At 72.0% G+C, this 15,918-nt stretch carries 16 protein-coding genes; 2 read left to right on the top strand and 14 right to left on the bottom strand.

What is annotated here, in order from left to right; genetic code table 11:
- Positions 1 to 209: 209 nt before the first annotated feature.
- Positions 210 to 380: a hypothetical protein gene (locus OG504_RS25355; protein WP_405991871.1), complete on the top strand. Its 171-nt coding sequence runs from the start codon at positions 210 to 212 to the stop codon at positions 378 to 380.
- A 194-nt stretch (positions 381 to 574) separates the two neighbouring features.
- Here OG504_RS25355 and OG504_RS25360 read toward each other — a convergent pair whose 3' ends face one another.
- From OG504_RS25360 to OG504_RS25390, 7 genes are all read right to left on the bottom strand, one after another.
- Entirely contained in the window at positions 575 to 1,243 is a 669-nt protein-coding gene (locus OG504_RS25360; RefSeq protein WP_405991872.1) for a response regulator, read from the bottom strand.
- Entirely contained in the window at positions 1,240 to 2,625 is a 1,386-nt protein-coding gene (locus OG504_RS25365) for a sensor histidine kinase (protein ID WP_405991873.1), read from the bottom strand. The genes OG504_RS25360 and OG504_RS25365 overlap by 4 nt, the downstream gene beginning before the upstream one ends.
- A gap of 124 nt (positions 2,626 to 2,749) precedes the next feature.
- Entirely contained in the window at positions 2,750 to 3,427 is a 678-nt protein-coding gene (locus OG504_RS25370) for a response regulator (RefSeq protein WP_405991874.1), read from the bottom strand.
- Positions 3,424 to 4,794 (bottom strand): sensor histidine kinase, encoded by a 1,371-nt coding sequence (locus OG504_RS25375; RefSeq protein WP_405991875.1) that lies wholly within the window; start codon positions 4,792 to 4,794, stop codon positions 3,424 to 3,426. Before OG504_RS25375 ends, OG504_RS25370 begins: the two co-directional genes overlap by 4 nt.
- A gap of 10 nt (positions 4,795 to 4,804) precedes the next feature.
- The gene (locus OG504_RS25380) at positions 4,805 to 6,025 is read right to left on the bottom strand and encodes an acyltransferase (RefSeq protein WP_405991876.1); all 1,221 of its coding nucleotides are present in this window, start codon (positions 6,023 to 6,025) and stop codon (positions 4,805 to 4,807) included.
- The gene (locus OG504_RS25385) at positions 6,018 to 7,046 is read right to left on the bottom strand and encodes an alpha/beta hydrolase (RefSeq protein WP_405991877.1); all 1,029 of its coding nucleotides are present in this window, start codon (positions 7,044 to 7,046) and stop codon (positions 6,018 to 6,020) included. Before OG504_RS25385 ends, OG504_RS25380 begins: the two co-directional genes overlap by 8 nt.
- A gap of 213 nt (positions 7,047 to 7,259) precedes the next feature.
- Positions 7,260 to 8,177 carry an alpha/beta hydrolase gene (locus OG504_RS25390; RefSeq protein WP_405991878.1) on the bottom strand — a complete coding sequence of 306 codons (918 nt, stop codon included), beginning with the start codon at positions 8,175 to 8,177 and terminating at the stop codon, positions 7,260 to 7,262.
- A gap of 240 nt (positions 8,178 to 8,417) precedes the next feature.
- On the opposite strand from OG504_RS25390, the gene OG504_RS25395 reads away from it, so the two are divergent.
- The gene (locus OG504_RS25395; RefSeq protein ID WP_405991879.1) at positions 8,418 to 9,098 is read left to right on the top strand and encodes a TetR/AcrR family transcriptional regulator; all 681 of its coding nucleotides are present in this window, start codon (positions 8,418 to 8,420) and stop codon (positions 9,096 to 9,098) included.
- Positions 9,099 to 9,113: 15 nt separating this feature from the next.
- Here the strand turns inward: OG504_RS25395 and kynU are convergent, their stop codons facing one another.
- The 7 genes from kynU to OG504_RS25430 form a co-directional block, all read right to left on the bottom strand.
- Complete coding sequence (gene kynU / locus OG504_RS25400; protein WP_405991880.1) at positions 9,114 to 10,313, bottom strand: kynureninase; 1,200 nt, start codon at positions 10,311 to 10,313, stop codon at positions 9,114 to 9,116.
- Positions 10,306 to 11,145 carry a tryptophan 2,3-dioxygenase family protein gene (locus tag OG504_RS25405; RefSeq protein ID WP_405991881.1) on the bottom strand — a complete coding sequence of 280 codons (840 nt, stop codon included), beginning with the start codon at positions 11,143 to 11,145 and terminating at the stop codon, positions 10,306 to 10,308. Before OG504_RS25405 ends, kynU begins: the two co-directional genes overlap by 8 nt.
- 153 nt (positions 11,146 to 11,298) lie before the next feature.
- Positions 11,299 to 11,712 (bottom strand): DUF3151 domain-containing protein, encoded by a 414-nt coding sequence (locus OG504_RS25410; protein ID WP_033284811.1) that lies wholly within the window; start codon positions 11,710 to 11,712, stop codon positions 11,299 to 11,301.
- Between the two features lie 72 nt (positions 11,713 to 11,784).
- Complete coding sequence (locus OG504_RS25415) at positions 11,785 to 12,594, bottom strand: MerR family transcriptional regulator (RefSeq protein WP_405991882.1); 810 nt, start codon at positions 12,592 to 12,594, stop codon at positions 11,785 to 11,787.
- 15 nt (positions 12,595 to 12,609) lie between these two features.
- A complete protein-coding gene (locus OG504_RS25420; protein ID WP_405991883.1) occupies positions 12,610 to 13,371 on the bottom strand; it encodes an ABC transporter permease in 762 nt (253 codons plus the stop codon).
- Positions 13,368 to 14,177 (bottom strand): ABC transporter ATP-binding protein, encoded by an 810-nt coding sequence (locus OG504_RS25425; RefSeq protein ID WP_405991884.1) that lies wholly within the window; start codon positions 14,175 to 14,177, stop codon positions 13,368 to 13,370. Before OG504_RS25425 ends, OG504_RS25420 begins: the two co-directional genes overlap by 4 nt.
- A 241-nt stretch (positions 14,178 to 14,418) precedes the next feature.
- Entirely contained in the window at positions 14,419 to 15,894 is a 1,476-nt protein-coding gene (locus OG504_RS25430) for an MFS transporter (protein WP_405991885.1), read from the bottom strand.
- Between the last annotated feature and the right edge of the window lie 24 nt (positions 15,895 to 15,918).

The raw sequence follows: 15,918 nt of genomic DNA on the forward strand, positions 1-15,918 counted from the left end.
GACGCTAACCCTTGGACGAGCTTCTGACCAGGGGTGTCTTGAGTGGTGTCCACCGCCTTGTGGACGCCGGGGCCGTGCGGTGGCTCGCTCACGACCGGCGGGAACCGTGCGGCGGGCGCGGCGGGCGCGGCGGGCGCGGCGGGCGCGGCGGGCGCGGCGGGTGCGGCGGGTGCGGCGGGTGCGGCGGGTGCGGCGGGCCGTCGTACCGCGTGCTGGCCCGGCGTGCGCGCTGCTCGGCGGCCGCCCTCGCGCAGGCGGCCGGTGGTGAACGGCTGCCCTCGCTGGCCGTGGTGCGGGCGTACGCGCACGCGTGCGGGGGCGATCCCGCTGCCCGCGGTGTCCCCGCGGCCTGCCCGGACCGGCGGGGAGCCCGTCCCTAGCCCGGTCTCACCAGCCTCGCCTCGTAGCCGTGCGGGGGCGATCCCGCTGCCCGCAGTGCCACCGCGGCCTGCCCGGACCGGCGGGGAGCCCGTCCCTAGCCCGGTCTCACCAGCCTCGCCTCGTAGCCGTGCGGGGGCGATCCCGCTGCCCGCGGTGTCACCGCGGGCAGCCCGGACCGGCGGGGAGCCCGTCCCTAGCCCGGTCTCACCAGTCTCGCCTCGTACGCGAACACCGCCGCCTGCGTGCGGTCGCGCAGGCCCAGCTTCACCAGGATCCGGCTGACATGGGTCTTGATCGTCGACTCGGCGACCACCAGCCGCTCGGCGATCTCCCCGTTCGACAGGCCCTGCGCGATGAGGACCAGCACCTCCGTCTCGCGCTCGGTGAGATCCCCGTACGTCCCCTGGGCCGCGGCCGGCATCAGGCGGGGTGTCTCGGACAGCTTCGAGAACTCCGTGATCAACCGCTTGGTGACGGAGGGCGCGAGCAGCGCCTCGCCGGCCGCCACCACCCTTACCCCGTCGGCCAGTTGGCGTGCGGACGCGTCCTTGAGGAGGAACCCGGAGGCTCCCGCCCGCAGCGCCTGGTACACGTACTCGTCGAGGTCGAACGTGGTCAGCACCAGCACCTTCGCCGCACCGTCCGCCGCGACGATCTCCCGGGTCGCCTCGATACCGTTCATCTCCGGCATCCGGATGTCCATCAGCACGACGTCCGGGGCCAGTGCGCGCACCCGCTCGACCGCGTCGCGCCCGTTCACCGCCTCGCCGACGACCTCGATGTCCGGCATCGCGCCCAAGAGGACCGAGAAGCCCTCGCGCACCATCATCTGGTCGTCCGCGATCAGTACGCGGATCGTCATGCGTCACCTTCCCCCGCACTCGGCACCGGTTCGCTCGCACTGGGCATCGGCACCGGCAGGAACACCGTCACCTCGTAGCCGCCGTCGTCCGCCGGGGCCGCCGTCATCTCGCCGTTCAGCATGGAGACCCGCTCCCGCATCCCGGTGATGCCGTGCCCCGCACCCGGTGACGGCTTCACCAGGCTCGGCTCGGGCATCGGACCGTTGACTATCCGCAGGCCCAGTCCGCCCAGCACGTAACCGATCTCGACGCGGGCGCTCGCACCGGGCGCGTGCCGCAGGGTGTTGCTCAACGCCTCCTGCACTATCCGGTACGCCGACAGCTCGACGCCCTGCGGGAGTTCACGTACCGCCCCCGTCACCGCCTTGTCGACGCTCAGGCCCGCGTCGCGCACATTGGCGAGCAGCGCGTCCATGTCGGCGAGGGTGGGCTGCGGGGCGTCCGGCGCCTCGTAGTCCTCCGCGCGGACCACGCCCAGGACCCGGCGCAGCTCGGTCAGGGCCGCCACCGCGTTCTCCCGGATCGTGACGAACGCGCGCTCCAGCTCCGGCGGCGGGTTCTCCACGCGGTAGGGCGCGGCCTCCGCCTGGATGGCGACCACCGACATGTGGTGGGCGACCACGTCGTGCAGCTCGCGGGCGATCGTCGTGCGCTCCTCCAGGAGGGTGCGGCGGGACCGCTCGTGGGCCGTCACGGTCTGCTGCGCGGTCACCTCCTGCTGGGCGTCGCGGCGGATGTGCCGGACCGTGACGCCGAACAGGACCATGGCGGAGAGGAACAGCATCTCCGCGGTGTCCGAGCCGAAGGAATGACCGCCGGCGACAGTGGTGGCGCCGATGCCGTAGAACGCCGTCAACGCCCACATCCAGGCGGCCGTGCGCGGTCGGGTGCGTATCGCCACGATCGTGAGCACGGCCAGGTGGCAGACGAAGCTGCCGTTCCGCCACGGCCACTCGTCGTCGAACTCCGTCGCCAGGGCGGTCGCGATCGGGGTCGCGGCCATGGACAGCCAGAACGCTCCGACCGGCCGCACCATCGTCAGCAGCACCGGCGCCAGGGCGAGCAGGCCGAGGATCAGGTTGCTGCCAGCGCCGCGGGCCTCGTCGTTCGTCGCGACGTACATCGCGAGCAGGCCGACCGCGACGATCAGGGCGTGCGGGCCCCAGGCCGCGTACTCCCGGGGCCGCCCCTTCAGCCGCCGGGTCAGCGGGCCGTCGGCAGCGGAGCGGGCCAGCGGGCGGTAGGCGAAGGCGTCGTGGAACAGGTCCTGCCGCATCCCGCGCAGCGCGTCCACGGCAGCCCGGAATTCCGGGCTGCGCGGCTGATAGGCCTCGAACGCGCTGTCCTGCGGCGTCATCTGCGTGTGGGTCGTCTCGGTCACGTTCAAAACGGTAGGCGGCGGGGCGGGTAGCCGTCGTCACCTGTGAGAAGGGTCCTGGGCCGTCCGTCTCAAGTACTACGGGTATCCCTGCGACTGCACCAGGGGTACGCCTGCGGGCTCGGGTTCAGCGTCCGCCGCCCGGACGGACCAGCCCCGACTCGTAGGCGAACACCGCCGCCTGTGTGCGGTCCCGCAGGCCCAACTTCACCAGGATGCGGCCGACATGGGTCTTCACGGTCTGTTCGGCGACGACCAGGTGCTCGGCGATCTCCGCGTTGGACAGGCCCTGTGCGATGAGTGCGAGGACCTCCGTCTCGCGCTCGGTGAGGTCGCCGACGCGTGACTTGAGCGGGGTTCGGGGTGTGCCGTTCAGCCGGGAGAACTCGGCGATCAGGCGGCGGGTGACGCCCGGCGCGAGCAGTGCGTCACCGGCCGCCACCACCCGCACCGCCTCTGCCAGTTGATCGGCGGACGCGTCCTTCAGGAGGAATCCGGAGGCGCCGGCGCGCAGTGCCTCGTAGACGTACTCGTCGAGGTCGAAGGTGGTGAGCACCAGGACCTTGATCTGCGGGGTCGCGACGGTGATGCGGCAGGTGGCCTCGATGCCGCCGAGTTCGGGCATGCGGATGTCCATGAGGACGACGTCCGGGGCGAGTTCGGCGACCTTGGCCACCGCGTCCAGGCCGTCGACCGCCTGGCCGACCACCTCTATGCCGGGCTGGGCGTTGAGCAGCACGGTGAAGCCCTGCCGGACCATCTGCTGGTCGTCGGCGATCAGTACGCGGATGGTGCCGCTCGTCATGGGGTCTCGTCTCCTGTCGGGAAGATGATCTCGGGGACGGGGAGCTGGTCGGGGTCGACGGGTTCGTCGGGGAGCGCGACGCCGTCCCGGGGCAGGAACGCGACGATCGCGAAGCCGCCCTGGAATGTTCTCGTCGCGGTCAGGTGGCCGCCGAGCATCGACGCGCGCTCCCGCATGCCGAGCAGACCGTGACCGGCGCCCAGGGAGGGCTGGACGGCTTGCCGGGGGCGGGAGTTGGTGACCGTCAGCTGCAGCCCCTCGGGGAGATGCGTGACCTCGACGGCGACCGTGGAACCGGGCGCGTGGCGCAGCGCGTTGCTGAGCGCCTCCTGGATGATCCGGTACGCCGACAGCTCCACGCCGGGTGCCAGCGGACGCGCCTCGCCCCTGATCTCGCTGCGTACGTCGAGCCCGGCGGTCCTGGTGTTCTCCATCAGGGCGTCCAGCCGGTCCAGGGTGGGCTGCGGGGCGTGGGGGGTGGCACCGGTGCCGGGGGCGGCGATGGCGTACGGGTCCTCGGGGTACTCCGGGTTCTCCGAGCGGAGCACGCCGAGGACCCGGCGCAGTTCGCGGAGGGCTTCGAGGGCGTTCTGCCGGATGCCGTCGAGGTTCTCCCTGAGCTCGTCCGACGGGTTCTCGACCAGGTGGGGCGCCACTTGGGCCTGGATGGAGATCACCGACATGTGGTGCGCGACCACGTCGTGCAGTTCGCGGGCGATACGGCTGCGCTCCTCCAGGAGGGTGCGGTGGTGCCGCTCCTCCGCCGTGATCGTCACCTGCTCGACGAGTTGGGTACGGGCCTCGCTGCGGCCGCGCAGGGCGGTGCCGACGAGGACGGCCACCGCGCAGACGGCGACCGCGACCGTGCCCGTCGAGGAGTGGCTCTGAGCGCCGAGCACCCCCTGGATGACGAACGTCGTCACCCCGGTCGCGGCCAGCGCGGCGAGGGCTCTGCGGGCGGGTACGCGCAGCGCCAGCAGCAGGAGTACGACGGCCTGGACGATGACTTCGGTGCTGCTCCAGGGCCAGTTGGGGACAGGGTACGGGCCGTGGTTTAGGGCGGGACGGGGGTCCAGGGCAGCACGCGCGGCCAGCGCGGTGACGGCCGCGGTGGTCAGGGACAGCGCCCAGGCGGGGAACGGGCGACGCAGTGCGAGGACCAGGGCGACACCCTGCCCGAAACCCGCCAACAAGCCCTGGAGCACGCCCAGTTCGTACTCGTGCATCATCTCGTCCATGCCGGACAGGGAGAGGCCGAGGGCGGCGAGGGAGACGAGGGCGTACGTGACAAGGCGCAGCCGACGGTGTCCGGGGAACAGGGTGGGGACGGTGGGCGGGGGCTCGGCACCGCCGGCGGTTGCGGTCATCTGGTCAACCCTAGGCACGGTGAGGGGACTTCGCTCGGAGGCGGGTACGGAAACCGGTGCTGACCGGGCGCGGACGCCGGGGCTGTTCGTACGTCCGGAACGCCGTCCAGCAGATCGTCAGGGCCAGGGCGAACACCGGGAGCCAGGCGACTCGGGCCGCGACCCAGGTCAGGTCGTCGGGGTGGGTGTGCAGTCCGGGCAGGTGGCCCGCGGGGAGGGTGGTGGCCGTGGTGGCCATCAGGGCTGTCTGGTGCCAGAGGAAGATCGTCATCGCGGAGAGGTTGACCAGGGCCACCGCCGACCAGGCGAGCGGACGGCGCATCGCGCGGCGCAGGCGGTCGCGGAGGAGCAGGGCCAGGCCGCACTGGGCCAGGCCGAAGGTGACCGCGGCCAGGGTCGGCGGGTCGAGGTTGGAGATCGTGGTGCCGGGGACGCCCACCATCGACGCCGGGTAGCCCGCCCAGAGGACGAGCGCCGCCGTCGCCGCCGTACCGCCCGTCAGCAGGACCCAGCCCGCGCGGGCGCGGTCCAACTCGCCCCGGGTCCACGCCGCGCCCAGGGTGTACGGCACCAGCCAGGCCGCCGCCACGTTCACCCAGCCGAGCCAGGACGGGCCGCCGAGTCCGAAACGGATCAGGTCCACGTGGAGTACGACGGCCAGCGGCCACAACGGGTTCAGCCTGGTGACGAGGGGAGTCGCGGCCGTCAGGCCCGCGAACACGAGCAGGAACCACATCGGTGACAGCGCCAACTTGACCAACGCGCGCACCGTTTCGAAGTCCGCGCCGGACAGCAGCAGCGCGATCGCCGTCACCGTCCACAGGGTGAGGACAGCGGCCGCCGGTCTGAACAGCCGGGCCAGCCGGGCGGTCAGCCACTGCCCGTACGTCATGCCCCGGGCGCGTGCGGAGGCGTAACCGCGGGTCGCCACATGGCCGCCCACCAGGAAGAACACCGCCAGCGTCTGGAACACCCAGGAGATCGGCGCCAGCCACGGCATGTGCCGCAACGGGCTCGCCGTGTGCAACGTGCCGCCGTCCGCGACCAGGGCCGTCACCAGCCAGTGGCCCAGGACGACACCAAGGATCGCGAGCGCGCGCAGGGCGTCCACGGCGCGGTCCCGGTCGGGCGGGGTCGCGGCGTCGAGGCGGGCAGCGCCACGCCGTAGGCCGTGCAGACCCTGCCGTATCCCGGTCCCGCCCGTCGTACCGCTCAGGGTCCGGTCACGCATGGGTCACCTCCGAGGTCTCGCCCAGGACGATCCGGGCGAGGTTGGCCAGGGAGGCCGTGCCCGGGGTGAAGTAGTCGCTGTGGCCGACGTCGCCGGCCGCGAAGACACGAGCGCCGAACGCCGGGGACACCGGGTCGGTGCCGAAGCCGACGGTCGTGCCGAACAGGTCCGCGCTGACGTGCGGGACACCGCCGACCCAGTCGTCGGCGCCGCGTGCGGCCCAGACCCGGGCCGGGGTGTGCAGACCGGCGGCGGAGTCGACTCCCGTACCGGGGCTGCCGATCAGGGCGATGTCGGACACGGCGAGGCCGGGGGCGGCTCGGCCGCAGACCACCGTGCCGTAGGAGTGGCACACCAGCGTGACGTGCGTCCCGCGGCCGGTGACGGCGTGCAGCCGGCGTATGAACTCCCTCAGGCGCGGGGCCGCTTGGTCCGCTCTGGCCGGTGTCAGGACGGTGCTGCTCACCGTGCGCGGCGTTTCGTAACCGAGCCAGGAGACCACCGCCGTGCGGGAGTTGGGGGCGTCCCGGGTCTGTTGGCGGTGCAGGTTGAGCGCGGTCGCGCGGAAGCGGTCGTAGGTGTCGAGCGTGGTGTCCGAGCCCGGGACCAGGACGGCCACGCGGTCGGCGTGCGCCAAGTCACCGAAGACCTCGGTCGCTTGGCCCTCGCCCCGACCGTCGAAGGTGAGGAAGTCCCGGTCCGGGCCGGCCATCGCGCGGTCCACCGCGGCGCGACGGTCGTCGCCGTTGGCGGCGGCCATCCGGGACGCCTGGCGGGCGTTGGCCCGGTTCGCCGCGTACACCTCGTCCAGCGTGGCCGGTGCGAGCGGGGCGAGGGCGGCGGGCGCGGGCGCGGGGATCTCGGGCCGCGCCGCGGCCGAGAGGGGGATCACGACGGCGCCGGTGACGAGGGCGGCGAGCAGGGCGCGACGCCATCTGCCGGTGCGGCGGCGCCAGCCCACCCGCGGCGCGGAACCTGCGGCAACTTCCGCACTCAGATCGGCAGTTGCTGTCTCGGCCACCCTCGTATCGAGCCCCGTATCAAATCCCGTCCCCGTCCCCGTCCCCATCCCCGTCTCCCCTCCCGGTCCGCCCGGTTGTCGGGCTGGATCATCTGGAAGGAAAATTACGGATCCGGGGTCGTCGTCCGCGTCACACCAGGGAACTCACCTGCGTCGTAGCTCTCAGGTATTACGGGTATGACCGGGACGGACAGACGCCCAGGTGGAGGCCGCTCACCACGCCAGCTGGGCGATCTCCTCCGCCACCACCGCGCACGCGTCCGCCGCCGGGTCGATCAGCGGGAAGTGGCCGACGTCCTCCAGCAGCGTGAGGCCCACGACCTCGCCCGACTTCGCCGCCGCGTCCGCGTACGACTCGGCGACCGCCTCGGGGACGTCGATGTCGGCGCGGCCCTGGACCAGGGTGGTCGCGATGCCGGTGGGGAGGAGGAGCGACGGGTCGGCGTACGGCAGGCGCTCGGCGAACTTGGCTTCTCCGCCCAGGAGTTGAGCGGCGGCTCCGTCGCACACCGCCAGCTTCTCGGCGACCGCGAAGTCGGCGATCGGGGCGAGGGCGACGACACCGCGCAGCGCGGCGGGGGCGGCGGTGCGCCAGGGGGCGTCCTTCGGGAGGACGTGCCGGGCCGCGGCCCACAGGGCGAGGTGGCCGCCCGCCGAGTGCCCGGTGACCACCGTGCGGCGCGGATCGGCCTGCGGCAGCGCCTCCCGTACGAGTGCGGGGAGTGCGTCCAGCGCTGCCGCGACGTCGTCGAAGGTGTCCGGCCAACGCCCGGCGAGCGCGCCTCCGGTAGCGCCAATCGCACTGCCCTGCGCCGGAATTGAGGCGCCCTCCGCAGGACTCGCGGGCCCTCGCCGGTACTCGACGTTGGCCACCGCGAACCCCCGACGCGCCAGGAAGTCCGCGAACGGGGTGATGTGCCTGCGGTCGTACGGGGCGCGCCACGCGCCCCCGTGAAGTACTACGACCAGAGGTGCGGCCTCGCCCGGCATGCGTTCGCCGCGCGGGGCGTAGAAGTCGATCACCTGATCGGGGTGGTCGCCGTACGCGGCGGTGCTGTCGGGGTCGACGGCGGGGTGCGAGAAGGCCGACTCCTCTTCTGCGGCGGCACGTGCGGCTGCGTCGTCCGGCATGCTCCAACCTCTCAGCGACGATGGGGGCACCTCCCAGGCTTTCGGCACTGGGGGAGGATTTGGACGGTTCGGATGTGGCGGACCTGGAGAAGATTGCGGCCGTGGGCGGGACGCTACCAGGCCGGTGACGTGCGCGGACACGCGGATGTCACGCTGGGTGAGGGTTAAACGGTTCTGCTGTTTCGTTACGCTGACGCCGTGCCCGTCACGGCACCTCATCAGCACCCTCAGGAGCCCATCATGTCCGCCGAGGACGAGCACGAACACAGCCCCCAGCCCGACCCCGAACCCGGCACCCTGCGCCCCGGCGGCCGCACGGCACGCGTGCGTACGGCGGTGCTGCGGGCCGCGGGTGACGTGCTGGCCGAGCAGGGCGTCGACCGGCTCGACCTCTCGGACGTCGCCCGGCGGGCGGAGGTCGGCAAGACCACGGTGTACCGGCGCTGGGGTTCGGTGACCGCGCTGGTCGCGGACCTCCTCGTCGACATGGCCGAACAGTCGCTGCCGCGCGAGGAGACCGGCTCGCTGCTCGGCGACCTGCGCGCCAACGCCCTGCTCGTGCAGCGCACCCTCGCCGATCCCCGCCAGGGCGCCCTGTTCCGCGCCGTCATCGCCGCCGCGACCTGCGACGTCCGTACGGCCGAGGCCCTGCGCCACTTCTACGAGGTCCGGGTCGCCGAGTGGGCGCCCTGCGTCGAACAGGCCGTAGCACGCGGGGAGTTGCCCGCCGGCACCGATCCCTCCCAGGTCGTACGGGCCGTGTCGGCGCCCCTCTACTACGAGTTGCTGACCACCGGGACCGCCCCGGACACCCCCGCCGCGGAGCGCGCCGCGCGAGCCGCGCGAGCCGCCGCCGTGGCAGGGGTGTATGTCATCAGCCTCTCCGCCGATCTAACCGCTCCCGTCTCCTACGACGGTTAGATCGAGGTACAGCTTCTAGCGGACCACGTCTCCCAAGGTCCGAGCCGCCCGCTCCACATCCCCGAACCCGACGTACAACGGCGTGAATCCGAACCGCAGCACGTCCGGATGCCGGAAGTCGCCGACCACGCCCCGCTCGATCAGCCGTTTCATCACGTCCCCGGCGTCGGCGCACCGCAGCGCGACCTGGCTGCCGCGCTCCGCGTGGGCCACCGGAGTCACCGACTCCACCCGCCCGTCGGGGACGTACGACGCCACGCACTCCAGGAAGAAGTCCGTCAGGGCAAGGGACTTGGCGCGCACCGCCTCGATCGAGACGCCACCGCCCTCGCCGTCCCACACGTCGAGGGCCGCTTCCAGGGCGAGCATGGACAGGATGTCCGGCGTACCCACGCGACCGCGCAACGCGCCCGCCGCCGGTTCGTACGCGGACCGCATACCGAAGGGCTCGACGTGCGAGTTCCAGCCGGGCAGCGGTGAGTCGAAGCGGTCCTGCAACTCCCGCCGCACATACAGATACGCGGGTGAACCCGGGCCGCCGTTCAAGTACTTGTACGTGCAGCCCACCGCGAGATCGACCCCGTGCTCGTCGAGCCCGACCGGCAGCGCGCCCGCGCTGTGGCACAGGTCCCAGACGACCACGGCACCCGCCGCATGCACCGCGGCCGTGAGCGCGGGCAGGTCGTGCAGCCGGCCGGTGCGGTAGTCGACGTGGTTGAGGAGCACCGCCGCCGTACGGTCGCCGAGCGCGCCCGGCACGTCGGCCGGGGTCACCGGCCGCAGCGTGCACCCGGTCAGCCGGGCGGCCGACTCGGCGATGTAGCCGTCCGTGGGAAAGGTCGTGGCGTCGACGACGATCTCGTCCCGCCCCGAGCCGGACGTCATCCGCACCGCCGCCACAAGTGCCTTGAAGACATTGACACTTGTGGAGTCGCCGACGACGATCTGGCCGGCCGCCGCCCCGACCAGCGGGGCGATCCGGTCGCCGATCCGCTCGGGCGCGGTCCACCAGCCGCTCTCGTCCCAGGAGCGGATACGCAGCTCGCCCCACTGACGCCGTACGACGTCCTCGACCCGCCCCGGAACACCGACCGGCAGCGCGCCGAGCGAGTTCCCGTCGAGGTAGACGACGTCGTCGAGGACGAACTGCGCACGCACACCGGCCAGTTCGTCACCGGCGTCCAACTTCTCGGCCTTCAGGGCAAGTTCAGACATGGGACCGCGCCGTCCACAGCTCGGGGAACACGTTCTTCTGCGCGCGCTTCTCCAGCCAGGCCACGCCCGCGGAGCCGCCGGTCCCGGTCTTCGCGCCCATCGCGCGCCGGGTGGCGACGAGATGGTCGTTGCGCCATCGCCACACGAGTTCGGCGACATCGGTCAACGCCTCGCCGAGCCGGGCGAGTTCGTCGTCCGCGTCTCCGGAGTAGAGGGCGGTCCACACCTCCTCGACGGCCTCCGACGGCTCGTACCGCAGCGTCACGTCACGCGTCAGCACGGCCTCGGGGACAGCGTGCCCGCGCCGGTCGAGGAGCCTCAACACCTCGTCGTAGAGGCTGGGTTCGTGCAGGGCCTTCTCCAACTCGGCGTGCACGCGCGGCGCTCCGCGGTGCGGGACGAGCATGGACGCGGACTTCTCGCCGAGCAGGAACTCCATGCGGCGGTACATCGCGGACTGGAAGCCGGAGCCCTCGCCGAGGGCGGCACGGTAGGAGTTGAACTGGGCCGGCGTGAGCTGGCCGAGGGGCCGCCAGGAGGCGTTGAGCGCGTCGAGTTCCCGTACGGAACGCTTCAGCGCGTCGATCGCGACCGGCACCCGGTCCTCACGCAGGGCCCGCGCGGCGGTCTCCCACTCGTGGACGATGACGGTGAACCACAGCTCCATGACCTGGGTGGTGACGAGGAAGACCATCTCGCCGGGGTCGTCGGAGCGGGTGTGCTGGAGGTGGGTGAGGACGTCGGCCTGGACGTAGTCCTCGTACGGGGTCGTCCCCTGGAAGTCGAGATGCGGGGCCTCGGGCTCCTGGATTTCCTGAGCCGGTTGGGACATCGCTGTCTCCTGATGCGTACTCCGGGTAGCGGTCCGCCCCTGCCGTTATCGACACGGGGGCCCCGGTCCCCACCGGGCATCCTCCACAATCGTCCCCCGAGACCGCAAGGTCCGCCTGGTCACACCAGGCGGACCTGCATCAACGTCCCCGGACTAGCCGAGCGTCTGGGCCGCCGTGGGCGAGGAGTCCTTCAGGAACTGCGAGCAGCGCGCGTACTCCTCCTGCTCCCCGATCGCCTGCGCCGCACGGGCGAGGGCGTGCAGGGCCCGCAGGAACCCGCGGTTCGGCTCGTGCTCCCAGGGGACGGGGCCGTGCCCCTTCCATCCGTTGCGCCGCAGGGAGTCGAGCCCGCGGTGGTAGCCCGTACGGGCGTAGGCGTACGACTCGACGACGCTGCCGCGCTCGAACGCGTCGTCGGCCAGCAGCGCCCAGGCCAGCGAGGAGGTCGGGTACTTCGCGGCGACATCGGCGGGCGTCGCACCGCTCGCGAGGAGGTCACGCGGCCCGGGGTCTTCGGGGAGGTGGGTCGGGGGCGGTCCCCCGAGGAGGTTCTCGTGAATCGTCATGGGTTCCAGTCTCCCCCAGGGGCGGCGATTGACCGGCATCACGCCTGCGAGCTGTCCTGCGGCGGCACCCGCCTACGTGAGCGCGTCGCCTTCGGGCGGCGGCGGCTCGGTGTCGAGTCGCTCGGCGGGCAGCCGCTCGACGCGGGTCCAGCCCCGCCAGCCGCGCTCCTGCAGAATCGCCAGCACCAGTTCGGCGCCCGGTGCGGACTCGAGCATCGTCGAGTCCATCAGGGCGACGAACTGGTCGTCGAGGCCGTCGGTACCCGCCTCGCCGGCCTCCACGGCCCGCGTCATCAGGCGCTCCAGGATGTCGGCGACCTCGACGATCCGCGGATCACCGGCCGACCAGTCGAGCTCCCCGGTGAAGAAGCCGTAGAGCCTCACCATGTCGGGGTCGTCCAGTTCCTCGTGCTTCTGGGCGATCACGGAGTCGATCAGGTGCGGTACCTGCGCGGCGATCATGATCCAGGCATCCCGCTCCAGCTCGATGTACCGCTCCCCGACGCCGAGTCCGCGCAGCCGGTCGAGGTAGTCCACGACGCTCTGCGGGAGCGCCAGCTGCTCTCCGGCGGCGAGCCGGGCGAGCCGTCTGCGGGTGTCCTGCAGCCGCCGGATCTCGGCGCGCAGATCCTTGTCGATCTCCTGGACGCCCCCGGCGAACTCCTCCGGGCCGGCGTCGAGGAGTTCCTGCACCCTGGCGAGCGGCACGCCGGCATCGGCCAGGGCACGGATCCGGATCAGTCGTACGACCGCGGCGGCGTCGTAGGTCCGGTACCCGGACCGGTCGCGCTCGGGCTCGGGCAGCAGCCCGATGTGGTGGTAGTGGCGTACCGCCCGTACGGTCACGCCGGCATACGCCGACAGCCGGCTGATGGTGAGCATGGGTGTCAGCCTGCCTCAGGCGATCTTCCGGCGGTAGGCGATCATCGCGAAGACGTACGCCACGACGAGGACGCCCACACACCACGCGAGCGCGATCCAGATGTCGTCGCCGACCGGCTGCCCGGTGAACAGGGCACGGATCGTGTTGACGATCGACGTCACCGGCTGATGCTCGGCGAACCAGCGCACCGGGCCGGGCATCGTCCTCGTGGGCACGAACGCCGAGCTGACGAACGGCAGGAAGATGAGCGGGTAGGCGAACGCGCCCGCGCCCTCGACCGACGACGCGGAGAGGCCGGGGATCACGGCGAGCCAGGTCAGGGCCAGGGTGAACAGGAGCAGGATGCCGGCGACCGCGAGCCAAGCCGGTACCCCGGCCCCGGTGCGGAAGCCCATGAGCACGGCGACGCCCACGACGAGCACCAGCGCGATCAGGTTGGCGACCAGAGACGTGACGACATGAGCCCACAGCACCCCCGACCGCGCGATCGGCATGGACTGGAACCGCTCGAAGAGCCCGCTCCTCACATCGGTGAACAGCCGGTACGCGGTGTAGGAGACGCCCGACGCGACGGTCATGAGCAGGATGCCGGGCAGCATGTAGTCCACGTACGGGACCGACCCGGTGTCGATGGCGCCGCCGAACACGTAGACGAACATCAGCATCATGGCGACCGGCGTGACGACGGTCGTGATGATGGTGTCCGGGCTGCGTGTGACATGGCGCAGGGTCCGCCCCGTGAGCGCGGCGGTGTCGCTGAAGAAGTGGGCGGTCATCCCTGTCCCCCGGTTGTCGTGCCAGTGGTGCCGCTCTTGTCGCCGCCGCCGATGACCGCCAGGAAGATCTCCTCCAGAGTCGGCTGCTTCTCGACGTACTCGACCTCGGCCGGCGGAAAGAGCCGCTTGAGTTCGGCGAGGGTGCCGTTCACGATGATCCGGCCCTGGTGGAGGATCGCGATCCGGTCGGCCAACTGCTCGGCCTCGTCGAGGTACTGCGTGGTGAGCAGCACCGTCGTGCCGTGGCCGGCGAGCTCCTTGACCGCGTCCCACACCTCGATGCGCGCCTCGGGGTCGAGTCCGGCCGTCGGCTCGTCCAGGAAGATCACCGGCGAGTTCCCGATGAGGCTCATCGCGATGTCCAGCCGGCGGCGCATCCCGCCCGAGTACGTCGACACCTTCCGCGCGCCCGCCTCGCTCAGCGAGAAACGCCTCAGCAGGTCGTCGGCGACCGCGCCCGGGTCCTCGAGGTGGCGCAGCCTGGCGACGAGCACGAGGTTCTCCCGGCCGCTGAGGATCTCGTCGACGGCCGCGAACTGCCCGGTGAGGCTGATGGATTCCCGCACGTCCGCCGGCTGCGTGGCGACGTCGAAGCCATGGACGCGCGCCGTGCCCGCGTCGGCCTTCAGGAGCGTGGCGAGGATCCTCACGGTCGTGGTCTTGCCCGCCCCGTTGGAACCGAGCAGGGCGAAGATGCTGCCCGGCGCCACGTCGAAGTCCACACCGCGCAGCACTTCGAGCTTCCCGTACGACTTCTCCAGACCCCGCACGCGCATCGCCGGACCGGCGATCGTCTGGGTCGTCATGGTCATCCGCCTCCTTCGCGGAGCTGTTCCAGGCGAGTGCGAGGAAGCTCCTGCCGGAAGGATGGAGGGTTGACCCGACGTCAAGGTCAAGCCCGCAGTCCCGACGAGCCATGGCCGGGCGTACCCCGCCGGGCGTACCCCGACAAGCCGTCGCCGGGCGTACCCCGACAAGCCGTCGCCGGGCGTACCCCGACAGGCAACGGCCGGGCGTACCCGCACAGCGCCGACTCCTGCCGAGCCCCTACCCCGCGTCGAGAGGCCCCTTCCCCACCCGCGGCTCCAGCGGCGGAGCCGTCACCCACCCGTGTGTGAGGCATTCCGGGCGGCGGCAGTCCGGGGCCGGGCGTCGTACGGTCGCGTAGGCCAGGACCGACCCCACCACCAGCACCCCCGCGCACCACAGCATCGCCCGGTCGAAGGCGTGGTCGAAGGCGGGTGCCGAGAGGTACGCGTCCGGGCCCATGCCCGCCAGCAGGGGCAGGGCCGCTACCGCGATCAGACCCGCCGCGCGGGCCGCCGCGTTGTTGATGCCGCTGGCCAGGCCCGCCCTCGCGGTGTCCACGGAGGCGAGAACGGTGGCCGTGAGGGGGGCGACGAGGGTGACCATGCCGGTGCCCATAACCAGGAGGGCCGGTACCACGTCGGCGAGGTAGGAGGCGTCCGGGCCGACGCGCAGCATCAGCAGCATCGCCGTCGCGCAGAGCAGCGGGCCGACCGTGAGAGGGATGCGGGGGCCGATGCGCTGGGCCAGTTCGCCCGAGCGGGCCGAGAAGAGCAGCATCAGGGCGGTTGTCGGGAGCAGGGCCGTGCCTGCCTGGAGCGCCGAGTAGCCCGCCACCACCTGGAGTTGGAGCGCGGTCAGGAAGAAGAAGCCGCCGAAGGCCGCGTAGACGCAGAGGGTGACGAGGTTGACCGCGGTGAACTGGCGTGACGCGAAGATGTCCGGCGGCATCATCGGGTCGGGGTCGCGCTTCTCGACGTAGACGAAGGCGATGCCTGCCGCCACACCGGCGACGGCGGTCAGTACGACCACCAGCGAGCCGTTGCGCGCCTCGATCAGGGCGTACGTCACGAGCGCGAGCGACACAGCCCCAAGTGCCGCGCCCAGTACGTCGAAGCGGCCGTGCTTGCGGCCGTCCGCGGACTCGGGGACGTGGCGTACGGCGACGGGGGCGCAGATCAGGGCCATGGGGACGTTGATCAGGAACACCCAGCGCCAGCCGGGGCCGTCCACCAGCCAGCCGCCCAGGAACGGGCCGATCGCCGCGCCGATGCCACCGAAGCCGGACCACAGGCCGACCGCCTTGGCCCGGTCGTCGGGGTGGAAGGAGGCCTGGATCAGGGCGAGGGAGCCGGGGGTCAGGAGCGCGCCGCCGATGCCCTGGAGCGCGCGGGCCGCGACCAGGACACCCACATTGGGGGCGAGTCCGCACAGCAGTGACGCCGCCGCGAACCACACCACACCCAGGACGAAGATCTTGCGGCGGCCGTAACGGTCGCCGAGGGAACCACCGAGCAGGATCAGGCCGGCCAGCGTGAGCATGTACGCGTTGACCGTCCACTGGAGGGCGGCCAGGTCGGCGTGGAGGTCCCGGCCGATGCGGGGCAGGGCGACGTTGACGACGGTGGAGTCCACCATGGCCATGCTGGAGCCGAGCACCGTGGTCAGCAGGATCCACTTGCCCTGGGGCGAGGCGAGCCGGACGTCGGAGGACATGCCCCAGGTATACAACGAGCCCGG

This window comes from Streptomyces sp. NBC_00986 (assembly GCF_045162565.1).
GTDB lineage: Bacteria > Actinomycetota > Actinomycetes > Streptomycetales > Streptomycetaceae > Streptomyces.

Coding starts and splice junctions, on each gene's coding strand:
- OG504_RS25360 (WP_405991872.1), bottom strand. CDS start 1,243: ATGACGATCCGCGTACTGATCGCGGACGACCAGATGATGGTGCGCGAG.
- OG504_RS25370 (WP_405991874.1), bottom strand. CDS start 3,427: ATGACGAGCGGCACCATCCGCGTACTGATCGCCGACGACCAGCAGATG.
- OG504_RS25375 (WP_405991875.1), bottom strand. CDS start 4,794: ATGACCGCAACCGCCGGCGGTGCCGAGCCCCCGCCCACCGTCCCCACC.
- OG504_RS25380 (WP_405991876.1), bottom strand. CDS start 6,025: ATGCGTGACCGGACCCTGAGCGGTACGACGGGCGGGACCGGGATACGG.
- OG504_RS25390 (WP_405991878.1), bottom strand. CDS start 8,177: ATGCCGGACGACGCAGCCGCACGTGCCGCCGCAGAAGAGGAGTCGGCC.
- OG504_RS25395 (WP_405991879.1), top strand. CDS start 8,418: ATGTCCGCCGAGGACGAGCACGAACACAGCCCCCAGCCCGACCCCGAA.
- kynU (WP_405991880.1), bottom strand. CDS start 10,313: ATGTCTGAACTTGCCCTGAAGGCCGAGAAGTTGGACGCCGGTGACGAA.
- OG504_RS25405 (WP_405991881.1), bottom strand. CDS start 11,145: ATGTCCCAACCGGCTCAGGAAATCCAGGAGCCCGAGGCCCCGCATCTC.
- OG504_RS25410 (WP_033284811.1), bottom strand. CDS start 11,712: ATGACGATTCACGAGAACCTCCTCGGGGGACCGCCCCCGACCCACCTC.
- OG504_RS25415 (WP_405991882.1), bottom strand. CDS start 12,594: ATGCTCACCATCAGCCGGCTGTCGGCGTATGCCGGCGTGACCGTACGG.
- OG504_RS25420 (WP_405991883.1), bottom strand. CDS start 13,371: ATGACCGCCCACTTCTTCAGCGACACCGCCGCGCTCACGGGGCGGACC.
- OG504_RS25425 (WP_405991884.1), bottom strand. CDS start 14,177: ATGACGACCCAGACGATCGCCGGTCCGGCGATGCGCGTGCGGGGTCTG.
- OG504_RS25430 (WP_405991885.1), bottom strand. CDS start 15,894: ATGTCCTCCGACGTCCGGCTCGCCTCGCCCCAGGGCAAGTGGATCCTG.